Consider the following 21356-nt stretch of genomic DNA (forward strand, 5'->3'; position numbering starts at 1 on the left):
CTGCGCCGCGCGCCGGTGTAGCGTTTGCGTCTGGAGTTTCCCTGATACGCACGGCGCGCAGTTACCGTTACACTCGCAGCACTCATCCGCACAAGGCGGTTACGATGCACCGCGTTCTTTTGCGTCCACCCGCGTGTGTGACGGTTTCGGCGCGGCGCGCACGAGACCGTCTCGCCGATCGCCGCAGGGCATCTTCGACATGAAGCCCGCCCGCGACCTCCCCCGCGAACTCTCGCTCGAATCCCTGCTCGAACGCCTTACGCCGACGCCCAGCGGCTGGGTGACCGACTATCGCGGCGTGACGCTGCGCAGCGTGTTCCAGCCGGTGCTGTCGATCACGCACAAGCGCGTCGTCGGCTATGAAGCGCTGCTGCGCGCGACCGATGCGAACGGCGAGACGCTGTCGCCCGGCGCCCTGTTCGACAAGGCGCACGGCGGCCGACGCGCTGCTGCTCGACCGGCTCGCCCGCTGCCTGCATACCGCCAATTTCGTCGCGCAAGGCATCGGCGACGGCTGGCTGTTCCTGAACGTGACGCCGCGCGTGCTCGATTCGGGCCTCGTGCAGCGCGAGTTCGTCGAGTTGCTGTGCAAGCATTTCGCGTTGCCGCCGAACCGCGTCGTGCTCGAGGTCGTCGAGCAGCCGTCGCGCGACGAAGCCGCGCTCGCCCGCACGATCGACATGATCCAGCACCGCGACTTCCTGATCGCGATCGACGATTTCGGCACCGGCTTCTCGAATTTCGACCGCGTGTGGCGCGCGAAGCCCGACATCGTCAAGCTCGACCGCTCGCTCGTCGAGCGCGCGACGTGGTCCGCCGAGGACCGCCGCATCATGCATCACCTCGTGTCGATGCTGCATCAGGCCGGCGCGATGGTGCTCGCGGAAGGCGTCGAGAGCGACGACGCGCTGCAGGCGCTGATGGAAGCGGACATCGATTTCGTGCAGGGCTTCCAGTTCGGCCGGCCCGACCCGTCGATCGCCCGCGCGAGCGCGGCGGCGCCCGCGCTGCTCGATGCCGCGTGGAAGCGCTTCATCGCCCGCCGCCACGCGCAGACGAGCGCCGCGCAGCCGGGCTTCGATGCAATCGAACGGCTCGTGCTCGCCGGCGCGGCCGCGTTCGCCGCGAGCGGCGACCTGCGCAACGCCGCGCAGCGCGTGCTCGTGATGCCGTCGGCGCGCCGCGTGTTCGTCACGAACGAGATCGGCGAACAGTTCCTGCCGTCGATCAGCGCGCAGCCCGACGAGCGCAATCCGATCACCACACGCCTTGCGCCGCTGTTCCCGGAAACGCACAGCAACTGGTCGCGGCGGCCGTACTTCCAGCGCGCGATCGCCGCGCCGGGCCGCGTCGCGCTGATGGGGCCGCACTTCTCGCTGACCGAAGGCCGCGATTGCTATACGGCCGCCGTCGCGACCCGCGTGCACGATCGGCTCGTCGTGTTCTGCGTCGACTTCGTGCTCGACAGCGCGGGCACGATCATGCGCTGACGACGCGCGTCAATCCACGATCTTCCCCCGCCCGGACTTCACGACGCTGCGGCGCGCCTTGTGCTCCAGCCGCCGCTCTTTCGACGCGCGCGTCGGCCGGGTCGCGACACGTGCGCGCGGCGTGACGGCGACGCTGCGAATCAACGCGTCGAGCCGCGCCAGCGCGGCTTCGCGGTTCCGCTCCTGGGTCCGGTGCTCCTGCGACTTGATCACGACGACGCCGTCGCGCGTGACGCGCTGGTCCGACAGCGCGAGCAGCCGCTCCTTGAGCAGCGGCGGCAGTGACGACGCGCGGATGTCGAAGCGCAGGTGAATCGCGCTCGACACCTTGTTGACGTTCTGTCCGCCCGCGCCCTGCGCACGCACCGCGGTCCATTCGATCTCGGCCGGATCGAGCGTGTAGCGGATCATCATCGCGACGCCTCCGTGGCGCGCCGCGCAAGCGCCTCGGCGATGCGCGCCGACAGCCCCGAATCGCGCTGCGTGCGCGTCGCGATCGCCTGCGCGAGTACGCGGCGCCCGCCGATCACCTGCACGCGCGTGCGCGCCCGCGTCACCGCCGTGTAGACCAGCTCGCGCGTCAGCACGCGGCCGAACGTCGCCGGCAGCACGAGCGCGGCTTCGTCGAATTCCGAGCCCTGCGATTTGTGAACGGTCAGCGCGAACGCGGTCTCGTGCGGCGGCAGCGCGGCCGGCGACACGGCGCGCGCGGTGCCGTCCGCCCGCTTGAACCACACGCGCAGCACGCCCTGCGCGTCGGGCAGCGCAATGCCGATGTCGCCGTTGAACAGCCCGAGCGCATAGTCGTTGCGCGTCACCATGATCGGCCGCCCGGTGAACCAGTGCGCGCCGACCGCGAGCGGCACGTGCGCGGCGCGGCGCACGTGCGCCGCGACGAGCGCATTGACGTGTTCGGCGCCGCGCGCCCCGCCACGCGTCGCGCACAGGATCCGGAAGCGGTTGAGCGCGTCGAACAGCGGCAACGGGTCCGGCACGGCGGCAGCGAGCGCATCCCGCAACGCGTCCAGATAGGCGGAAAAGCGCCGCGCGAGCCGTTCGACGGTCGTCGCGGCGAGCGTGTCGCCGGCATCCTCGTGGAACGACGCGGCGGCCGCGTCGCTCGCCGGCAGCGCGTCGAGCGCCTCCTGCACGTCGCCGCGGCGGATCGCCAGCGACAGGCGGCCGATTGGCGAATCGAGCCCGAAACGGTAATTGCGCTCGAGCCACACGACGCAATCCGCGAGCGGCGCCGGGGTGGTCGCTTCAGCGGCCTCGACGTCCTCCGGAGCAACGGGGGGCATCGCCGCGACGCGCTGCGCGGCCCCGGCATCGAGCGGCGGCAATGCGGCCGCGTCGAGCCACGCCAGTTCGTCGGCCTCGATCCATGCGGGCCCATCGTCAGCGTCGTCGGCGTCGCCTGCGGCTTCGTCGTCCGTCGCCACGGCCGCAGGCGGCTCATCATCGAACAGCGACGCCTGGCGGGGATCGGCCGGGGGCGGCGCGACCGGCGTGCGCCCGATCGCAGCCGCCGCCGTGGCTGCGTCCGGCTCGGCATCGGCCGGCGTCGGCAGCGCCGCGACGAACGCCGCTTCGTCGATGCCGAGCGCCTGCGCGATGCGCGCGCAAGCTGCCGCACTGAACGACGGCCGCGCGCTCAGCTCGGCGAACACGGCGCCCGCCTCGACCGCGGCAAGCTGGTCCTTGTCGCCGAGCAGCACGAGCCGCGCGCCCGGCGCGAGCGCATCGAGCAGATGCGCGGCCAGCGCGACGTCGATCATCGACGCTTCGTCGACGACGATCAGGTCGTAGGGCAGCGGGTTGTCACGATGATGGCGGAACCCCGCCGCCCCGCCGCCGCCCAGCAGGCGGTGCAGCGTGTACGACGTGTTCGGCAGGCGCGCGGCGAGTTCGGGCGGCAGGTCGCCGGCCCGCGCGTGCAGCGCTTCCTGCATCCGTTGCGCGGCCTTGCCGGTCGGCGCGGCCAGCGCGATGCGCAGGCCGGGATGCGCGTCGAGCAGGCACGCGAGCACGCCGACGACGGTGGTCGTCTTGCCGGTGCCGGGACCGCCGCTGACGATCGTCACGCGGCCCGTCAGCGCAACGATCGCCGCGACGCGCTGCCAGTCGGTTTCGCCGGTCGCCGGCCCGAAGTAGCGGGCGAGGCGCTCGCGCAGCACGTCGGGCGCCGGCGCCGCATCGGCCGCGGCCGCCCCCGCGCCCGCCTGCGCGACGAGCGCTTCGGCGAGCCGCCGTTCGTATGCGAAATAGCGCGCGAGGTAGAGCCGGTCGTGCCGGTCGACGATCAGCGGCCGCTCCTCGCCGCGCTCGAGCACGCCGAACGCGGCGACGCCGCTCGCCGCGAGCGCCGCGCGCACGTCGGCGAGCGGTTCGTCGTAACGCTGCGCGAGCGCGCCGAGCGACACGCACACATGTCCGCCCGCGGTCGCGCGGCTGGCCGCGAACGCGGCGCGCGCGGCCCAGCGCGCCGCCGCGGCCGGCGCGCCCGCGCGGCGCGCAAGATCGCCGATCCGGCGCGCGAAGCCTTCCGCGAGCGCAATGCCGAAATCCGCGGGCTCGGGCAGGCGCGCGACGAGGCCGCCGGTGAACTCGAGCGTATCGTCGGGCGTGCTCATGCGCGGCCCCCTTCCATCATCCGGTCGAGCGCGTCGACGAGCTCGCGCGCGGGCCGCCGCGCGTGCACGCCGGCCGGCGCGCCGCCGCTGCGCCAGCCGGGCCGCACGCCGCGCACGAACAGGTACAGGTAGCCCGCGATATGCGTGTCGTAGTCGTACTCGTGCAGCCGGCCGCGCAGGTAGCGATGCAGCGCGACCGTATAGAGCAGCGCCTGCAGGTGATACGCGTGATCGGCCATCGCCGCGTCGAGCGCGCGCGGGCCGTAGGCATCCGGCGTATTGCCGAGATGGTTCGACTTCCAGTCGACGATCCAGAATCGGCCGTCATGTTCGACGATCATGTCGATGAAACCCTTGATGTAGCCGGCAAGCACGCCCGCCTCCAGCGCGACGTCCGGATACCCGTGCGCGACCAGCAGCCGGCGCAGCGCGCTCAGGTCCAGCGACGGCGCCGCGAACAGGAAGCCCATTTCGTTGAGCCGCCTGGCCGGATCGAGCCCGGCCAGCCGCATGCCCGGCACGAGCTCGGTGCGCACGACGTCGTCGACGAGCCGCGCCATCATCGCGGGCAGCCGCTCGCCGAGCTCGGGCTCGGCCTCGACGGGCCGGTCGTGCAGCGCGCCGAGCGCGGCCGCGTGCCACGATCCCGGATCGGTGAAATCGCTCAGCTCGAACAGGCGGTGCAGGCACTCGCCGGCCGCCGCGCCGCGCGGAAACACGAGGATGTCGTCGTCGGGCGGCGCAGCCTCCAGCCACGCGTCGCCCGGATCGTCATCCGGCGCGAGCGCCGCGAGCGCATCGTGATCGGGCCGCAGATCGTCTTCCGGCACGGCCGCGACGCCCGCCTCCTCGCGCGCCATCGACGCCGTCAGCGAACTGAAGCTCGCCATCCGCCACGCATCCCGCAGCAAGCGCGACGCCAGGCGCGCCGCCAGCGCCTCGTTCGCGTCGTGTCCGGCCGCAAGCCGCTCGCGGCGCGCGGGCACCGGCAGCGGCGCGACGCTCACGGAGCCGCCCGCGAGCGCGCGCCACGCCTGTTCGAGCGCCGCATCGTCGGGCGGCTCGTCGAGCCACGCGTCGAACGACCCGCCCGCCGGCCACGAGCCAGTTGAGCACGCTGCGCCGCGATTCGCGCGTCGAGCGCGACGACAGGTACGGCCCCGCGACGAGATAGCAGCGGTAGACCGCGCGCGTGAGCGCCACGTAGACGAGCCGCGCACGCTCCGCCGCCTGCTCGCGCAACGCCTGTCGCGCCGCATGCTCGGCGGCCTCGTCGTCGCAGCCGTAGTGCAGCACCGCATCGCCCGCTTCGTCGTGATATTCGCGCGCGTCCGGCAACCCGGACGCGAACGGTTCGCGCAGCGCGCCGTCGTTCAGGAACGGGCAGAACACGATCGCGTATTCGAGCCCCTTCGATTTGTGCACGGTCACGATCTGGACGAGGTTGCGGTCGGATTCGAGGCGCAGCTGCGCGTCCTCGCCGCCGCCGTCGAGCCGTTGCGCGGCCAGCCAGCGCAGCGTCGGCGCGATGCCCGGCTGCGCCGACGCGCGCGCCTGCGTCAGCTCGGCCAGATGGTTGACGTCCGTCACGCGGCGCTCGCCGTCGGCGCCCGCCATCAGCCGCTCGGCGATCCGCAGCTCGCGCGTGAACGTGCGCCACATCACCGCGAAGCCGCGCTCGCGCCACACCAGCCGGTAGCGCGAAAAGCGCTCGACCCAGCTCATCGCATCGGCGCCGTTGGCGGCGCCGATAGCGGCGGCGTCCGCGCCGGGCGCATCATCGCCGCCCTGCTCCATCCGCCACAGCGCGTGCGCGTCGAGGCCGAACCAGTCCGACGCCAGCGCCGCGCGCAGCCGCCGCAGGTCGCCCGGCGCATCGATCGCCGCGAGCACGCGCTCGAGCTGCTCGGCGTCGCCGGTCGAGAACACCGATGCCTGCGCGAGCTCGACGCTGCCGATCCCCCATCGCGCGAGCTCGCGCTTCACGAGGCTGCCCTGCTTGTGCGTCTGCACGAGCACCGCGACGTCGCCCGGCGACAGCGGCGTGTCGCCGAGCCGCACGCGGCCGTCGCGCGCGCCGCGCATCAACCGGGCGATCTCGGCCGCGCACGCCTGCGCGGCATACGCTTGCGCGTCGCGCTTGAGCCACACGCCGTCGCCGTCCGGCAGCGTCCAGATCCGGAAGTCGCCCGCCGGGCCCGCATCCGTCTCGTCGGCCAGCGGCGCGCGCACGCGCGTGCCCGCGCGCACCGGGTAGTAGTCGAGCCCGTCGAGCACGAACGCGCGCGGGTTCGACTGGAAGAAGCGGTTGCACGCATCGACGATCGCCGGCGTCGAGCGCTGGTTGACCGCGAGCGTGTAGCATGCGCTCGCCCGCGCGCGCGCGGCCAGGTACGTATGCAGATCCGCCGCGCGGAAGCTGTAGATCGCCTGCTTCGGATCGCCGACCAGGAACAGCGGCCCGCCTGGCGCGAAGATCCGGTCGAAGATCGCGAACTGCAGCGGATCGGTATCCTGGAACTCGTCGATCAGCGCGGCCGGATAGCGCGCGCGCAGCGTGTCGGCGAGCCACGGATGCTCGTGCAGCGCGTGATACAGGTTCGCGAGCAGATCGTCGAACGACACGATGCGCCGCGTGCGCTTGCGTTCGGCCAGCTCGCGCGGCGCGTCGTCGAGCCACGCGGCGATCAGCGCGAGCCAGCGCGCGCGCTGCACGGCCTCGGCCGCGGCGACCGCCGCGTCGAGCGCGTCCGCGATCTCGAAGAACGGATGCACGGGCGTCGCGCCGCCCTTCTTCGTCGCCTTGACGAGCGCCGTATGCGTCAGCTTCAGCGCGGCCTTCGGCAGCGCGGCCGTCGCATCGGCTTGCGCGAAATGCGCGGCCCACGCGTCGAGCGCATCGGCGATCGCCTCCGGCTTGTGCGAGCGCTGGTTGAGCGCCGGCTGCGCGGCGCGCAGCAATGCGTCGAGCGCGTCGCGCTCGGCCGCCCATATCCGGGCCGCCTCCGCGAAACATTCCGCCGCGGCCGCTTCCGCCGTTTCGTCCGGCTCCGCGACGCCGTCCCAGCGCAACGCGGCGAGCGGCTTCTTCAGCCGGCGCGCGAGCTGCGCGTCGAGCGCGGCCGGGCCCGCGCCGGATTCGACGAGCCACGCGGCGAAGCCCGGCCAGCGCGCCGCCATCGGTTCGACGCGGGTGCGCCAGAAATCCACCGCGAGTTCGAAGCGCAGCGCCGCATCGTCGGCCTGCATCTCGAACGCGAACGGCATTGCGGCGGCGAACGGCGCTTCCTGCAGCGCGCGCTGGCAAAACGCGTGGATCGTGTGAATCGCCGCCTGGTCGAATGCGCGCAGCGCGCGCCGGATCCGTTTCGCCGCCGTCTCGGGATCGAGCACGCCGCCGTCGCCGAGCGTCGTGTCGACGAGCCGCGCGATGAACGGATCGCCGCCGTCGTCGCCGGTGTCGAGCGCGTGCGCGAGCTGCGCGAGCCGGCCGCGGATGCGCTCGTGCAGCTCCGCGGTCGCGGCCTTCGTGAAGGTCACGACGAGAATCTGGTCCGCGCCGAGATCCTTCTCGAGCAGCAGGCGCACGTACAGCGCGCAGATGTTCCAGGTCTTGCCGGTGCCCGCCGACGCCTCGATCTGATTGACGCCGTCCAGCGGACACGCGAACACGTCGAGCTCGAGCGCCGCCGGCGATCTGGATGCGGCGTTCATTCGAGCTCCTTCAGATGTTCGAGCATCGGCTCGAACACGAGCCGCGCGAGCGTGCCGAACGGCTCGTCGAGCGACGGATTCGCGCCGCGCCACGCGATCGCGAGCGCGGGATCGTCGGCTTCGCTCACGACCCGGTCGTTGATCCACACGCTTGCCGCCTTCGCTTCGCTATCGGTCACCCGGGCCCACGCGCTGCGCGGAAAGAAGCGCAGCGGCATGCGCCGGCCGGCCCTGAACAGCGCCGCGAGCGGCGCGAGGCGCTCGAGCGGCGCCGCGACGGGCGTCAGCTCGAACGCGCCGCCGCTGCCGAACCACAGCGTGCGGCGCGGCCCGTCGGGCACGGCCGCGCAGTAGACGAGATGCGCGAGCCATGCGGACAGGTAGTCCCGCGCGCTCGGGCGTGCGTAGCGATAGATCACCTGACCGGCCGGCGTGAGCCTGTTCAGCGTGCCGTGCAGCGCGAGCGGCGCGCTCACCGCATCGGCCGACAGCATCGCGTCGTGCACGCCGAACAGTTCATCGGCGGTTTCGGGCCATGCAGGCGCGATCGTGAGCGTGAACGGCCGCCGCGCGACGCCTTCGGCGAGCGCACGACGCACGTTCGTCGCCAGTTGCGTCAGCGAACCGAGCGCCTGGTCGCGCCACACGGCCCCGGTCGCGCCGCCCGGCAGCTCCGGGCTCGCGTCCGCGATCCGCAGCGCATGGTCGCGCGCGCGCGCGTCGCCCGATTCGATCAGGAGCGGCAGCACGCGCTCGGCGAGCGCGTCGCTGCCCGCGTAGTCGAGCGCGAACGGCTCGGTGTCGAGCAGTTCGGCCTGCGCGTCCGCGAGCACGATGCCGAGGCGCTCGCGCAGCAGCGCGCGCGCCGGGTGACGCCAGAAGCGCTCGAAGTCCGCGAACGCGACCGGCTCGACGGGCTCGGCCGGCAGCGGCTGCGCAAAGAACGGCTGCTCCCGCGACGCATCGCGTGTGGCTTCGGCCGCGAGCAGCGACGCCAGCGTCGCGCGCTCGGCGTCGTAAGATGCGAGTTCGCTGCCGGGCCGGAAATACGCGGCGGCGAACGGCTGCAGCGGATGCTCGACGAGGAATGCGCGACGCGCGGCGTCGACCGCGTCCGGCGCGGCGTCGGGACCGGCCGCGACGAGTGCGAGATGGTCGAGCAGCTCGTCGACGAGCGCGGCCGGCGGCAACGGCGCGTTGTCGCGGATGCTGCGCCCCGTGTAGGCGATCATCAGCCGGTCGCGCGCGCCGAGCACCAGGTCGAGGAACAGGTTGCGCTCGTCGTCGCGCCGCTGCCGGTCGCCGAGCTTCGGCAGCACCCCCATCAGGTCGAACTCGTCCGCGCGCGCGAGGCTCGGCAACACGCCGTCGTCCATCCCGAGCAGGCACACGATCCGGTACGGCAGCCCGCGCAGGCTCGTCAGCGACGAGAACGTCACGCCGCCCCACGGCACCCCGCCGCGGGCGGGATCGTCGAGCGCGGCGGCCAGCCCCGCGCGCACGACGGCGGCGGGCAGCCGTTGCTCGGGCGCGCCCTCCGCCATCGCGGCGAGCATCGCGTCGAGCGCGTCGCGCACGCCCGCGAGCGCGTCGGCGTAAGCGGCGCCGGAATCGAAGAAGCGCGCGAGCGTGTCGGCGAACAGCTCGCTCCACGCGCGCGGCGCGTGCGGCTCCGACACCCGCCGCGCGAATCCGTCGAGATCGTCGGTGAAGCGCGCGAGACGGCCGAGCAGTTCGGCCTCGCTGCCGGTCGCGGCTTCGATCGGCAGCCAGCCGCCGACCGGCGCCGCGCCGTCCGGCATCGCGTAGCCGAGAAACAGCCGTGCGAGCGCGTCCGAGAACGTATGGCGCGGTGACGGCACCAGCGCGTCGTCGCTGGCTTGCGGCGCGAGCCCGCGGCGCGCGCCGGCGGCCGCGAGCCAGGTCTGCACGGTTTCGAGCGCGGCCGCGTCGATGCCGTAGCGCGCGGCCACCGCATCGACGCGCAGCCATTCGACCAGCTCCGGCGCGCCCACCTGCCGTTCGGGCAGCGCGAGCCAATCGAGCAGCACGCGCGCGACCGGGTTCGCCTGCGACGGCGGCAGGCCGGAAATCCGGTACGGGATGCGCGCGCTGCCGGCGCCGGACGTGCCGAACACCGCGTCGATCAGCGGCCCCGCCGCGGCGAGATCGGCCACCGCGACCAGCACGTCGGACGGCCGCAGGCTGTCGTCCGCGTCGAACCATGCGAGCAGGCGGTCGTGCAGCACCTCGAGCTGGCGCGCGAGACTGTGGCACACGTGCACCTCGATGCCATGCTCGGCCGGCGGCTCGCCGAGCTCCGCCTCGGGCTGCAGGTCGAGGATCGCGTTCTGGATCCGCGCGAGCCACGTCGGCGCGGGATTCCCGACGTAGCGCGACGCATCGCTCGACGCCGCGCTTTCGGTCAGCTCGTGCAGCATGTGCAGCTGCGCCTGCGTCTGGCGGCCCCATTCGGCGAGCAGCGGGTGGCCGACTTCCTGGTAGTCGAGCCGCCCCGCCGCGTCGAGCGCCTCGGCGTGCGCGGCGGTGACGATGTCGAACCAGAATTCGCGGCACGGATTGAGCGCGTAGATGCGCACGTCGATCCACCGCGACAGCTCGCGCAGCAGCGCGACGTGCAGCGGCGGCATCGTCGGCAATGCGAACACGCTGACCGATTCCGGCCAGTCCGCGCGCGCGACGGTGTCGAGATCGAGATGCCGCGCGTCGCCGAGGAAGCGGTGCGCGGGCGGCGTGCCGCTGTCGCTCAGCTCCGCGAGCAGCGCGCGCCACAGCGCCGCCTGCCAGCGCTCGTCGTCGCGCGCCGCGTCGCCGATCCCGCGCGGCGCGCCGTCGCCCGCGAGCACCGACTCGCCCGCCTGCCACGCGGCGAGCCATTCGGGACGATAGGTCAGGTAGTGATCGAGGACCGTCGCGACGCGCTGCGCGAGCTCGTAGCGCATCGCGTCGTCGGACGCGGACAGATACCCGGCGAGCCGCGGCGACGCAAGCCAAGGCGCATCGCCGCTCGCCTGCGCGAGCAGCCGGTAGCAGCGCCACACGAGGCGGTCGGGCGCGAACGGCGAACGCGCCGGCACCGTCATCACGCGGCCGATCTGCGCCCACAGCCACTGCGCGAGATAGGTGAACTCGACGTTCGCGCACACGCCGTGGCGCTCGGCGATGTCGAGCTCGAGACGGCGGCGCAGCGCCGCGCTCGGCACGATGATCTGCTGAGGCGCCCACGGCGCGTTGCGGGCCGGGAACGCGGCCAGGTCGTCGAGCAGCGCGTCGGCCAGCGTTTCGTGACGGTTCGAATAGAAGAGATGGAGCATGAAACAAGCGTCGGGACGTCGCGCCGGCCGGGCCGGGCGAACGGAAGCACCAAGGATAGCAAAGGGCCGCCGCAAAGCGTATCTGTCGAACGGCCAGGGGCTTGGGCCCCGCGAAATACGATAGACTCGTCGCCAGTCTCGATGCCGCCCTGGCGTCGTCGTCAGCCATTCCGACCATCGATGCGCTACTCCGTCGAAATCAGAAAGTTTCTTTACAGCCAGTATTTTTTCGGCGGCCTGCGCATCGCGATCGGCGTATCGCTGCCGGCCGTGCTGTGCCTGATCGTGTTCAACAACCGCGAGATCGGCTTCACGATCTCGACCGGCGCGCTCGGCGCCTGCGTCGTCGACATGCCGGGCCCGCTCAAGCACAAGCACAACGAAATGCTCGCGTGCAGCGTGATCGGCTTTCTCGCCGCGCTCGCGACGGGCCTCGCGACGCCCAACATCTTCGCGCTGTGGCTGACGATCGTGCCACTCACGTTCGTGCTGTCGCTGATCGTCGTGTACGGCAACCGCTGGCCGCAGATCAGCTTCGCGACGCTGTTCATGATGGTGATGACGCTCGAGGAGAAGCTCACGCCGCTGCAGGCGTTCGTCAACGCGGGCTGGATTCTCGCGGGCGGCCTCTGGTACACGTACTGGGCCACCGTCGTGTCGAGCTGGCAGGCGCGCCGGATCGAGCAGCAGGCGCTCGCCGAGAGCCTGTTCGCGTGCGCCGACTACCTGCTCGCGCGCGCCGCGTTCTACGACCTCGACGCCGATCTCGACGAGTGCTATCGCAACCTGGTCGCGAAGCAGATCACCGCGGTCGAGACGCAGGAAACCGCGCGCGACATCGTGCTGCGCAACCTGCCGAAGCTGCGGCGCGGCAAGCTCGACCCGGGCCGCGTGACGATGTACAACCTGTTCATCAACAGCGTCGACCTGCACGAGCTGTTCGTCGGCGCGCACACCGACTACCCGCTCGTGCGCAACACGTTCGGCGGCTCGGACCTGATCATCTTCTACCGCGACCTGATCCGCAAGGCGGCCATCGACCTCGAGCAGATCGGCCTCGCCGTGCTCGAGAACCGCGCGCCGCATTCGCGGATCAGCGTGAAGGCCGAACTGCGCGCGATCGAGTACGAGATCGAGCTGATGCGCAAGAAGAACTTCCCGACCACCAACGCGGAAGCGTACGCGGCGGTGCTCGCAACGTTCCGGCGCATCTGGAGCGCGACGCGCCTGATCGACCGGATGCGCCGCAACCTGTCGGGCCGCGCCGATCCGCAGCAGACCGAACTGCGGATCGACAAGGCGCTCACGCGCTTCCTGCAGCGCCGCAGCGTGTCGCCGCTGCTGATCTTCTCGAACCTGAACATGCGCTCGCCGAGCTTCCGCCATGCGCTGCGCGTGACGATCGCGGTCGCGGTCGGCTTCTGGCTCGGACGGCTCCTGCCGCTCACCAACGCATACTGGATCGTGATGACGACCATCATCATCCTGAAGCCCGGCTACTCGCTGACCAAGCAGCGCAACACGGCGCGTATCGTCGGCACGCTGATCGGCTGCGCGGCGAGCGTCGCGCTGATCTACACGGTCAAGGATGCGCACCTGCTGATCGCGATCATGTTCGGCTCGATGGTGATGAGCTACAGCCTGCTGCTGTTCAACTACGCGGCGAGCGTCGTGTTCACGTCGGCATACGTGCTGCTGATGTTCCATCTGCTCGCGCCGGGCAACATGGCGATCATCGGCGAGCGCGCGATCGACACCGTGGTCGGCTGCATGATCGCGATCGCCGCGAGCCGGCTGTTCCCGTACTGGGAATACCGGCTGATGGGCAAGCAGGTCGCCGACATGCTGACGGCCACCCGCAAGTACTTCCAGGCCGCGTGGCGCGCCGGGCGCGGCACGTCCGCGCCGGCGGTGCCGACCGCCGACGGCGCGGCCGTCGTGCCGGTCGTCGCCGCGGCGGTCGAGACGCCGGCCGCCGGCCTCGACGACGATTATCCGTACCGCCTCGCCCGCAAGAACGTGCACATCGCGTTCGCGAACCTCGGCCAGGCGTTCCAGCGGATGATGATCGAGCCGAAGGCGCACCAGCGCTTCGTGCCGGAGCTGAACGACCTGCTCGTGCAGACGCACGTGCTCGGCGCGCAGATCACGGCCGCCGCGCCGCTGATTCGCAGCGCATGCTCAGCCGACGGGCAGCGCGTTCACGACGACGCGCTGCATCGCGGCCTGTCCGCCGTGCTCGACAACCTCGAAAAGGCGGAAGCCGGCGAGCCGCCGCCGGCCGACCATCTCGATACGACCAGACAGATCACGCGCGCGCTCGACGAAATGGTCGTGTCGGCGGAAAAATCGGACGCCGTGGGCGCCGACCTCACGCACGACCTGAAGGTGCTCGCGCACCAGTGCAAGCAGATGCTCGCGTCGTCGCTGCTGATCCGCAAGGATGCGAGCGTCATCCGCCTGCCGGCGTGACTAAGCGGGTGCGCAATGGTTCGACCGGCCGATCTTCCCGGCCGCGCGTGCCTCGTGACGCGTGATTCCGCGCGCGATCAACACGGTGCGTGAGCGCATTCTGCTGTTCCACGTGTTGCCGATGCCGTGCTGATGTCGATCGGCCGGTGGACCGGCGTGGGCAGCGACGGCAGCCTTCGGAGGCGAGCGCAGGCTTCGGCGGCCGCGTCGGTCCCGACGCAACAGAGCGCGTCGTCACGCCTCACGCCTCTTAGGCGCACATCGCTCCCGCCCCGTAGAGCACGCGCCTGCGGCTGCGCGCCCGCGCCGACGTCAGTGCGACGCGGCGCTCGCGGCCTCGGCCGGGTGGGCTTCGTCGTACGCGTGCTTCTGCGAGATCGCGTTGTACATGATCGTCCCGATCACCAGGAGTACGGCCACGACGATCAGGATGCTCACGTTGCGGACTGGGTTCTTCTTGCGCTGATCGTTCATGGCCGGTGCGGCTCCGTCGAATTCGTCGAAGCGGGCATTCTACGCGCTTGCGCCCGTTACGACGCGCCGGGTTGCGCCGTCGCACTGCGCCCCTGGTTTTCCGTCGAACATCGTTTCCGTGCGCGGGCGCGCGCCGCTGACGGGCAGGCAACACGCCGCACAGCGCCGACCGATGTGCGCGCGCACCGCGTTACGCCGGTTCGGACACGTCGCGCACCGGCAGCGCGGTCGAGTACTTGATCTGCTCCATCGCGAACGACGAGCTGACGTCGAACAGCGGCACCGAACGGATCAGCTGCTTGTAGACGCGGTCGTAGTCGTCGATGTCGGCCACCACGACGCGCAGCAGGTAATCGGTCTCGCCGCTCATCCGGTAGACCTCGACGACCTCCGGCATGTCGCGCACCACCTGCGTGAAGCGCTGCGCCCATTCCTCGGTATGCTGGTTCGTGCGCACCGCGACGAACACCGTCGTGCCGACCCCCAGCTTGCGCGGATCGCACAGCGCGACCTGCGCGCGGATCGCGCCGGTTTCCTTGAGCCGCTGCACGCGCTTCCAGCACGGCGTCTGCGACAGGTTCACGCGCTGCGCAAGCTCCGCGATCGGCAGCGTGGCGTCCGTCTGCAACAGCTCCAGCAGCTTGCGATCGATGGCATCCATTTCCCCGGTTCCTCGTGTATAGAAATTTATTCTATGCATCCAGCATAACGGGGAACAATATGGAAAGCACTCGCTGCCGTCGACCGGGATAAATACCAATCCGCGCGCATCCGACACCGCCTCACCCCCGGTTCGGGCGCGGGCGGCGCCGAGTTACGCCGCCCGTCAAACGAAACAGGCGACTTCACCCGTTCGGGTGAAATCGCCTGAAGTCACGACAACGGCGGCCGCCGCGCATGGACGGCGCGGCGGCGCGGCAGCGGTCAATACGCGACGGTCGCGATCTCGCGCACGAAGCTGCCCTGCTCGAGCGCGTCGACGAACGCGATCGCGTAGTCTTCGGCCGAAATCCTGCTGTCGCCGTTCGCGTCGACGATCAGCTTGCCGACGCCGGTGCGGAACGTGCCCGTGCGCTCGCCCGGGGCGATCAGCGCGGCCGGCGCGAAGAACGTCCAGTCGAGATCGCCGACGCTGCGCAGGTACGTGAGCGCATCGCGGTGCGCGAGCGCGACCGCCTTGTACGCGTCCGGGAAGCCTTCGGCGTCGACGAGCTGCTTGCCCGGCGCGACTTCGAGCGAGCCCGCGCCGCCCACCACGACGAGCCGCTTCAGGCCGGCCTGGCGCACGCCGGCGACGAGCGCCTCGGTGGCCGCGACCACCTTCGCCGGATCGTCCTGCTTCGGGCCGTACGCGCTCGCGACGACGTCGTGGCCCGGCAGCGCGGCCGCGATGCTCGCCGGGTCGAACAGGTCGGCGGCCTTCGCGGTGATGCCGTCGCTGCCCGCGCCCGGCGTGCGCGACAGCGCCGTCACGCGGTGCCCGCGCCGCGCGGCTTCCGCGGCGATGCGCGAGCCGATCGTGCCGGTTGCGCCGAACAGGGCGATGTTCAAGGTACGTTGCGTCATGTCGATTCTCCAGAAATAAAAGTAACTACAGCGATTACATATAAGGCCGAAAAAAAACGGAGCGAACTCCGTTGCGCAAACCACCGCGCGGTCCACTAGGCGCCGCCCCAGCGCCTTCACCAGCCGGCGCCCTACCCCGCGCCGCTGCGTTGCTCCGATGCGAGCACGTCGGCCGTCACGTCGGTCAGCGTGCGGGTGGCGAGCGATGCTTCCATCGCGCGCTGCGCGTCGCCGATGTAGTCGGTCAGCACGCCCTGGATGTGCCGCCCGACGAGACACGCCGGATTCGGCGCCTCGCGGTGCAGCGCAAACAGCTGCGCGTCGTCGACCGCCCGGTACACGTCGAGCAGCGTGATGCTGCCCGGCTCGCGCGCCAGCAGCGCGCCGCCGCCCGCGCCGAGCTGGGACGTCGTGAGCCCGGCCGCCGCGAGCATCGACAGCAGCCGGCGAATCAGCGCCGGATTCGTGTTCACGCTGCCGGCGATGATGTCGGACGACAGCGGCACGCCCTCCTGCATCGACAGCAAGGCGAGCACGTGAACGGCAAACGCGAATCGGCTGCTGGTATTCATTCGTCACTCGCTCAACGACGCCGGCCCGAACCGCGACCGGCGACAATGTGTAACCACTATAATTACATTTGACGACTTGTGCAAGCGCACCGTCACTGGCCGCTGGCAGGCTTTGCGCCGGCCGCGTTCTGCTGGCTCCACTGCTGGAGCTTCTTGCCGGCCTCGGCCATCTTCGCGCCGGCTTCGGACGCGGCGTGCGCGACGACCGCGGACGCCGCCGCGTCGATCTGCGCCTGCGCGGCGGACGCGAGGCCGCTCGCGGAAAGCGGCGGCACGGCGGACGCCGCGGACGCGATGCCGGCCTTCGCGGCATTGAGCTGCTGGCTCACGGTGCTCGCTACCTGGTCGAGCGCCTGGGCCGCGTGGTTCGCGGCATCGGCGGCCGCGCTCGCAGCCGTATCGGGTTGGTTCGCCGGCGCACCGGACTTCTCGCAGCCCGCGAGCAACAGCACCGTAGCAGCGGCCGCAGCCGCCAGCATCGCGCCGGGCGCGCGTCGCGCCGGCCATGTCTTCATCTTCATCAGCAATCTCCGGCCATGCAGGTACGGCCTGGTTGGTTGGACCGGTGTCGATGATACCGCCTGTGTCACCGCGGCCATGAAGCGTCGCGATCGAACACGCGGTGCAATTTCGAATTCGTCTGATTCAAGCGCCCGCGCAACGCTACTAAAGTCGGCAGGCCTACAACCGTTTCGCTCGCTTCCCGCTCCCCATGGCTTTTCTCATCGACTGGTTCATCGCGCTGGCCGCGGCACTCGCCACCAGCCTGTTCGTGTGTCTTCGCGCGCCAGCCGCGCGGCGCTTTCGCGACGACGGCCGCGCGCGCCGCTTCGAATCCGCGCGCCTGCTCGCCCAGGCAGTGATCGGCTTCTGGACGGCGGCGCTGATCGTCGTGCAGGGCATTCTCGGCCCCGACGGCCACGGACAATCGGTCACCGGCTTCGCCTCGCTGGCAATCGCCGCGCTCGGGCTCGCGGCCGTCGCGGCGTACTGGTCCGCCTGCGCCGTGCGGCTGCGCCGCCCGCGCCACATGTTCACGCGCCACTGACGCACCAGACCGGCGCATCGCACCGCACCACCACGCGCCACACGCGCCAGCACGCGCACCAGTTGCGCACACTCCGCACCGCACGCGTGCGTTTTCTGCCGAAATGACGCCGTCGGCAGCTCGCCCCGTTTTCGTGCAACCCTCACCCGAAAGCCGCGCCGCACGGCACTTCGCACCAACTACACGCACTCACTCACCAACTTGGCTCGAAATTTGCATTCCTTGCCCATTTTTTGCGCAAGGATGTAACGGCATGGATGGTCTGAAATCCAGCGTCGACACGTTGTTCCTGTTGATCGGCGCCGTCATGGTGCTCGCGATGCACGCGGGCTTCGCGTTCCTCGAACTGGGCACTGTGCGCAAGAAGAACCAGGTCAACGCGCTCGTGAAGATCCTGGTCGATTTCTCGGTGTCGACCATCGCGTACTTCTTCATCGGCTATACGATCGCGTACGGCGTCGAATTCTTCGACGACATCGGCACGCTGTCGCAGCACAGCGGCTATGCGCTCGTGCGCTTCTTCTTCCTGCTGACGTTCGCCGCGGCGATTCCGGCGATCATCTCCGGCGGCATCGCCGAACGCGCGAAATTCAACCCGCAGCTCGTGGCGACGCTGATCATCGTCGGCTTCGTCTATCCGTTCTTCGAAGGCATCGCGTGGAACGAGCGCTTCGGCGTCCAGGCGTGGCTCGTGCAAGCGTTCGGCGCGCCGTTCCACGATTTCGCGGGTTCGGTCGTCGTGCACGCGTTCGGCGGCTGGGTCGCGCTGCCCGCCGTGCTGCTGCTCGGCGCGCGCCACGGCCGCTACGGCAACGACGGCCGGATCGCCGCGCATCCGCCGTCGAACATCCCGTTCCTCGCGCTCGGCGCCTGGGTGCTCGCGGTCGGCTGGTTCGGCTTCAACGTGATGAGCGCGCAGACGCTCGACAAGGTGAGCGGCCTCGTCGCGCTGAACTCGCTGATGGCGATGGTCGGCGGCACGCTCGCCGCATGGATGGCCGGCCGCAACGATCCGGGCTTCACGTACAACGGCCCGCTCGCGGGGCTCGTCGCGGTCTGCGCGGGGTCCGACGTGATGCACCCGATCGGCGCGCTCGCGACCGGCGCCGCGGCCGGCGCGCTGTTCGTCGCGATGTTCACCCGCGTGCAGAACAAATGGCGCATCGACGACGTGCTCGGCGTGTGGCCGCTGCACGGGATGTGCGGCGCGCTCGGCGGCATCGCGGCCGGCGTGTTCGGGCTGCCCGCGCTCGGCGGCCTCGGCGGCGTCGCGCTCGGCTCGCAGGTCGTCGGCACGCTCGGCGGCATCGCGATCGCGCTCGCCGGCGGCACGCTCGTCTACGGCGCGCTGAAGGCGAGCGTCGGCCTGCGCCTCGACCGCGAGGCGGAATTCGACGGCGCGGACCTGTCGATCCACCGCATTTCGGCGACGCCCGAACGCGATTGAAATTCGAGCGAACGCTCGACCACCCTACAACTTCGATTCAAAAAACTTTCATCTGGCGTCCCTACACTTCTGTCCAGTTTTCAATTCGCCTTCGCCCGGCTTGCGATCGCAAGCAACGCGAAGGCGACGACGCTTCCAACAACCGAAACTGGACACCACATGCCCGCGTTGCCCAATGCTTCCCGTCGCCAGGCCCTGAAGATTCTCGCCGGCGCGCCCATGCTTCCCCTTTCCGGCCTCGCGCTGCCCGCCCTGCTGACGGGCTGCGGCGGCGACGACAATCCGGCTGCGGCGCCGGCCGCGGCATTCGCCGCGGCGAGCGCGAGCTTCGCGTCGATGGCGGCGCCCGCGCTCGACAACCCCGCGGCCATGGCGACGACGACGGTGGGCTCGACGCTGTCGGTGTCCTTCTCCGACGGCACGTCGCGCAACTTCAAGCTCGCCTACCGGCCGTTCTTCGTGACGGGCGACCTGGTGCCGGACGGCAAGGGCGGCACGATCCTCGCCGGCGGCTACTACGACATCAACAACCAGCCGATCATCGACCGCTCGGTCGCGGGCAAGGAACGCCAGTTCTATTCGGACTGCCCGGACGGCAGCTCGCTGCTGACGCTGAAGAACGCGAACGTGCCCGGCGTGAAGGGCAACACGGTGTTCGCGGTCGTGCAGTTCGAATACACGACGCGCGACCAGGCGAGCGTGTCGCAGTACGGCCAGCTGCCGTCGCCGATCGCGGTGCTCACGCTCGACCAGGACCCGGCGAACGGCGCGCTCAAGCTCGTCAAGTACCACAACGTCGACACGTCGAAGGCGCACGGCCTGTGGATCACCTGCGGCGCGAGCCTGTCGCCGTGGGGCACGCACCTGTCGAGCGAGGAATACGAGCCGGACGCGACGAAGGCCGCGACCGACGCGCAGTTCAAGGCATTCAGCCGGAACACGTTCGGCGACGAGACGAAGGCGAATCCGTACCACTATGGCCACCTGCCCGAGATCACGGTCAACCCGGACGGCACCGGCACCGTGAAGAAGCACTACTGCCTCGGCCGCATCTCGCACGAGCTGATCCAGGTGATGCCGGACCAGCGCACGGTGATGATGGGCGACGACGCGACCAACGGCGGCCTGTTCATGTTCGTCGCGGACAAGCCGGCCGACCTGTCGGCGGGCACGCTGTACGTCGCGAAGTGGACGCAGACGTCGTCGGTGGGCGCCGGCTCCGCGACGCTCGCGTGGCTCAAGATCGGCCACGCGACGAGCGCCGAGATCGAGGCGCTCGCGAACACGCTGAAGGCGTCGGACATCATGGACGTCTCGACGGCCGATCCGGCCGACGCGAGCTACACGAAGGTCCACTTCGGCGGCAAGTTCAACTGGGTTCGCGTGAAGCCGGGCATGGAAAAGGCCGCCGCGTTCCTGGAGACGCACCGCTACGCGGCGCTGCTCGGCGGCAGCATGGCGTTCACGAAGCTCGAAGGCACGACGGTGAACGCGAAGGACAAGATCGTCTACACGGCGATGTCGCGGATCGAGACGTCGATGGTCAAGGGCAATGCGGTGTCGCGCGACGTCGCACTCGACAAGAAGATCGCCGCGGGCGCCGTCTACGCGCTGAACCTGAAGGGCGGCCAGCGCGACACGTCGGGCGCCGCGATCGACAGCGACTGGGTGCCGGTCGACATGAGCGCGCCGGCCGCGCTGGTCGGCGAGGATCTCGCCGCCGCCGACGCGCTCGGCAACCTCGCGAACCCGGACAAGATCGCGAACCCGGACAACCTCAAGTTCTCGGAGAAGCTGCGCACGCTCTTCATCGGCGAGGACTCGGGCATGCACGTGAACAATTTCCTGTGGGCGTACAACGTCGACACGAAGGCGCTCACGCGCGTGCTGTCCTGCCCGGCCGGCGCCGAATCGACGGGCCTGCACGCGGTCGACGAGATCAACGGCTGGACCTACATCATGAGCAACTTCCAGCACGCGGGCGACTGGGAGTCGCCGCTGCACGACAAGGTGAAGCCGACCCTCGATCCGCTCGTGCGCGCGAACTTCAAGGACCGCTTCGGCGCGAGCGTCGGCTACCTGACGGCCGAGCCGACCAGCATCAAGCTCGCGAAGGCCTGATCGCCCTGCACCGGTTCCCGTCGGCGACGGGAACCGCCCCCTGCTTCATCACGTTTCATTCGTGGCGCTACGCCGCTTCACGCGCGATGCCCCTTGCGGGCGTCGCGCTTTTTTTTTTCGCCCGTGCCGGGCGCACCAAAAAAAAAGCGCCACGGAGACCGTGGCGCTAAAAAAGTTCTAGCCATTCCGAGGGCCGTGCTAGAACCTGAGAGACTGCGCAAAACACCGTTGCCGGTTAAACTGCGAAACGATGTTTCGAAAACGTGAGACATTCTTTCCGTTTCCGCCGGACAAGTCAAGCGGTATTTGCATCCAACGATCCGGTTTTCCACGATGCAGGATCGGGAGTTTTCCTAATAAACCAAGGGTGAACCCGTAAAATCCCATCTCATGAACGGTTGGCCAGAATAACGTGCATCCTTTGACAATCATCCTACAATTCCAACAAAATTGAAATCCAGTTTCGGAAATAGAGAGAACGCCC

Annotated in this window: 12 protein-coding genes and 2 pseudogenes; 5 read left to right on the top strand and 9 right to left on the bottom strand. The window is 70.2% G+C overall.

The window, feature by feature from the left end; genetic code table 11:
* Positions 1-199: 199 nt before the first annotated feature.
* Positions 200-1490 (top strand): annotated as a pseudogene (locus tag WJ35_RS06100) (EAL domain-containing protein).
* Positions 1491-1499: 9 nt separating this feature from the next.
* On the opposite strand, the gene arfB reads toward WJ35_RS06100, so the two are convergent.
* From arfB to recC, 4 genes and pseudogenes are all read right to left on the bottom strand, one after another.
* Positions 1500-1904 (bottom strand): alternative ribosome rescue aminoacyl-tRNA hydrolase ArfB, encoded by a 405-nt coding sequence (arfB, locus tag WJ35_RS06105; protein ID WP_059614563.1) that lies wholly within the window; start codon positions 1902-1904, stop codon positions 1500-1502.
* Positions 1901-4123 carry an AAA family ATPase gene (locus WJ35_RS06110; protein WP_060234500.1) on the bottom strand — a complete coding sequence of 741 codons (2223 nt, stop codon included), beginning with the start codon at positions 4121-4123 and terminating at the stop codon, positions 1901-1903. The genes arfB and WJ35_RS06110 overlap by 4 nt, the downstream gene beginning before the upstream one ends.
* Positions 4120-7837: pseudogene (gene recB, locus WJ35_RS06115) on the bottom strand (exodeoxyribonuclease V subunit beta). Before recB ends, WJ35_RS06110 begins: the two are co-directional and overlap by 4 nt.
* Complete coding sequence (recC, locus tag WJ35_RS06120) at positions 7834-11172, bottom strand: exodeoxyribonuclease V subunit gamma (RefSeq protein WP_069238915.1); 3339 nt, start codon at positions 11170-11172, stop codon at positions 7834-7836. Before recC ends, recB begins: the two are co-directional and overlap by 4 nt.
* Before the next feature lie 180 nt (positions 11173-11352).
* Between recC and WJ35_RS06125 the strand changes: the two genes are divergently transcribed.
* On the top strand, positions 11353-13644 hold the full coding sequence (locus WJ35_RS06125) for an FUSC family protein (protein WP_069238916.1): 2292 nt from the start codon (positions 11353-11355) through the stop codon (positions 13642-13644).
* 312 nt (positions 13645-13956) lie between these two features.
* Here WJ35_RS06125 and WJ35_RS31095 read toward each other — a convergent pair whose 3' ends face one another.
* The 5 genes from WJ35_RS31095 to WJ35_RS06145 all read right to left on the bottom strand — a co-directional run bounded on the left by WJ35_RS31095 (position 13957) and on the right by WJ35_RS06145 (position 16777).
* The gene (locus WJ35_RS31095; protein ID WP_011884072.1) at positions 13957-14118 is read right to left on the bottom strand and encodes a hypothetical protein; all 162 of its coding nucleotides are present in this window, start codon (positions 14116-14118) and stop codon (positions 13957-13959) included.
* A gap of 190 nt (positions 14119-14308) precedes the next feature.
* A complete protein-coding gene (locus WJ35_RS06130; protein ID WP_069238917.1) occupies positions 14309-14779 on the bottom strand; it encodes an Lrp/AsnC family transcriptional regulator in 471 nt (156 codons plus the stop codon).
* Between the two features lie 263 nt (positions 14780-15042).
* Positions 15043-15684 (bottom strand): NAD(P)-dependent oxidoreductase, encoded by a 642-nt coding sequence (locus tag WJ35_RS06135; RefSeq protein ID WP_060234507.1) that lies wholly within the window; start codon positions 15682-15684, stop codon positions 15043-15045.
* A gap of 131 nt (positions 15685-15815) precedes the next feature.
* The gene (locus tag WJ35_RS06140) at positions 15816-16256 is read right to left on the bottom strand and encodes an Rrf2 family transcriptional regulator (RefSeq protein ID WP_069238918.1); all 441 of its coding nucleotides are present in this window, start codon (positions 16254-16256) and stop codon (positions 15816-15818) included.
* A 92-nt stretch (positions 16257-16348) separates the two neighbouring features.
* Positions 16349-16777 carry a hypothetical protein gene (locus tag WJ35_RS06145; protein WP_069238919.1) on the bottom strand — a complete coding sequence of 143 codons (429 nt, stop codon included), beginning with the start codon at positions 16775-16777 and terminating at the stop codon, positions 16349-16351.
* Between the two features lie 191 nt (positions 16778-16968).
* Here WJ35_RS06145 and WJ35_RS06150 point away from each other — a divergent pair, with 191 nt between their 5' ends.
* From WJ35_RS06150 to WJ35_RS06160, 3 genes are all read left to right on the top strand, one after another.
* The gene (locus WJ35_RS06150) at positions 16969-17304 is read left to right on the top strand and encodes a hypothetical protein (RefSeq protein WP_069238920.1); all 336 of its coding nucleotides are present in this window, start codon (positions 16969-16971) and stop codon (positions 17302-17304) included.
* Positions 17305-17557: 253 nt separating this feature from the next.
* Complete coding sequence (locus WJ35_RS06155) at positions 17558-18751, top strand: ammonium transporter (RefSeq protein WP_060234509.1); 1194 nt, start codon at positions 17558-17560, stop codon at positions 18749-18751.
* 159 nt (positions 18752-18910) lie between these two features.
* Entirely contained in the window at positions 18911-20872 is a 1962-nt protein-coding gene (locus WJ35_RS06160; protein WP_069238921.1) for a PhoX family protein, read from the top strand.
* The last annotated feature ends 484 nt before the right edge of the window (positions 20873-21356 follow it).

It is taken from the genome of Burkholderia ubonensis, from assembly GCF_001718695.1.
Lineage (GTDB): Bacteria > Pseudomonadota > Gammaproteobacteria > Burkholderiales > Burkholderiaceae > Burkholderia > Burkholderia ubonensis_B.

Bases quoted from the DNA above. Each gene is read 5' to 3' on its own strand.
- arfB (WP_059614563.1), bottom strand. From the start codon at position 1,904: ATGATGATCCGCTACACGCTCGATCCGGCCGAGATCGAATGGACCGCG.
- WJ35_RS06110 (WP_060234500.1), bottom strand. From the start codon at position 4,123: ATGAGCACGCCCGACGATACGCTCGAGTTCACCGGCGGCCTCGTCGCG.
- recC (WP_069238915.1), bottom strand. From the start codon at position 11,172: ATGCTCCATCTCTTCTATTCGAACCGTCACGAAACGCTGGCCGACGCG.
- WJ35_RS06125 (WP_069238916.1), top strand. From the start codon at position 11,353: ATGCGCTACTCCGTCGAAATCAGAAAGTTTCTTTACAGCCAGTATTTT.
- WJ35_RS31095 (WP_011884072.1), bottom strand. From the start codon at position 14,118: ATGAACGATCAGCGCAAGAAGAACCCAGTCCGCAACGTGAGCATCCTG.
- WJ35_RS06130 (WP_069238917.1), bottom strand. From the start codon at position 14,779: ATGGATGCCATCGATCGCAAGCTGCTGGAGCTGTTGCAGACGGACGCC.
- WJ35_RS06135 (WP_060234507.1), bottom strand. From the start codon at position 15,684: ATGACGCAACGTACCTTGAACATCGCCCTGTTCGGCGCAACCGGCACG.
- WJ35_RS06140 (WP_069238918.1), bottom strand. From the start codon at position 16,256: ATGAATACCAGCAGCCGATTCGCGTTTGCCGTTCACGTGCTCGCCTTG.
- WJ35_RS06145 (WP_069238919.1), bottom strand. From the start codon at position 16,777: ATGAAGATGAAGACATGGCCGGCGCGACGCGCGCCCGGCGCGATGCTG.
- WJ35_RS06150 (WP_069238920.1), top strand. From the start codon at position 16,969: ATGGCTTTTCTCATCGACTGGTTCATCGCGCTGGCCGCGGCACTCGCC.
- WJ35_RS06155 (WP_060234509.1), top strand. From the start codon at position 17,558: ATGGATGGTCTGAAATCCAGCGTCGACACGTTGTTCCTGTTGATCGGC.
- WJ35_RS06160 (WP_069238921.1), top strand. From the start codon at position 18,911: ATGCCCGCGTTGCCCAATGCTTCCCGTCGCCAGGCCCTGAAGATTCTC.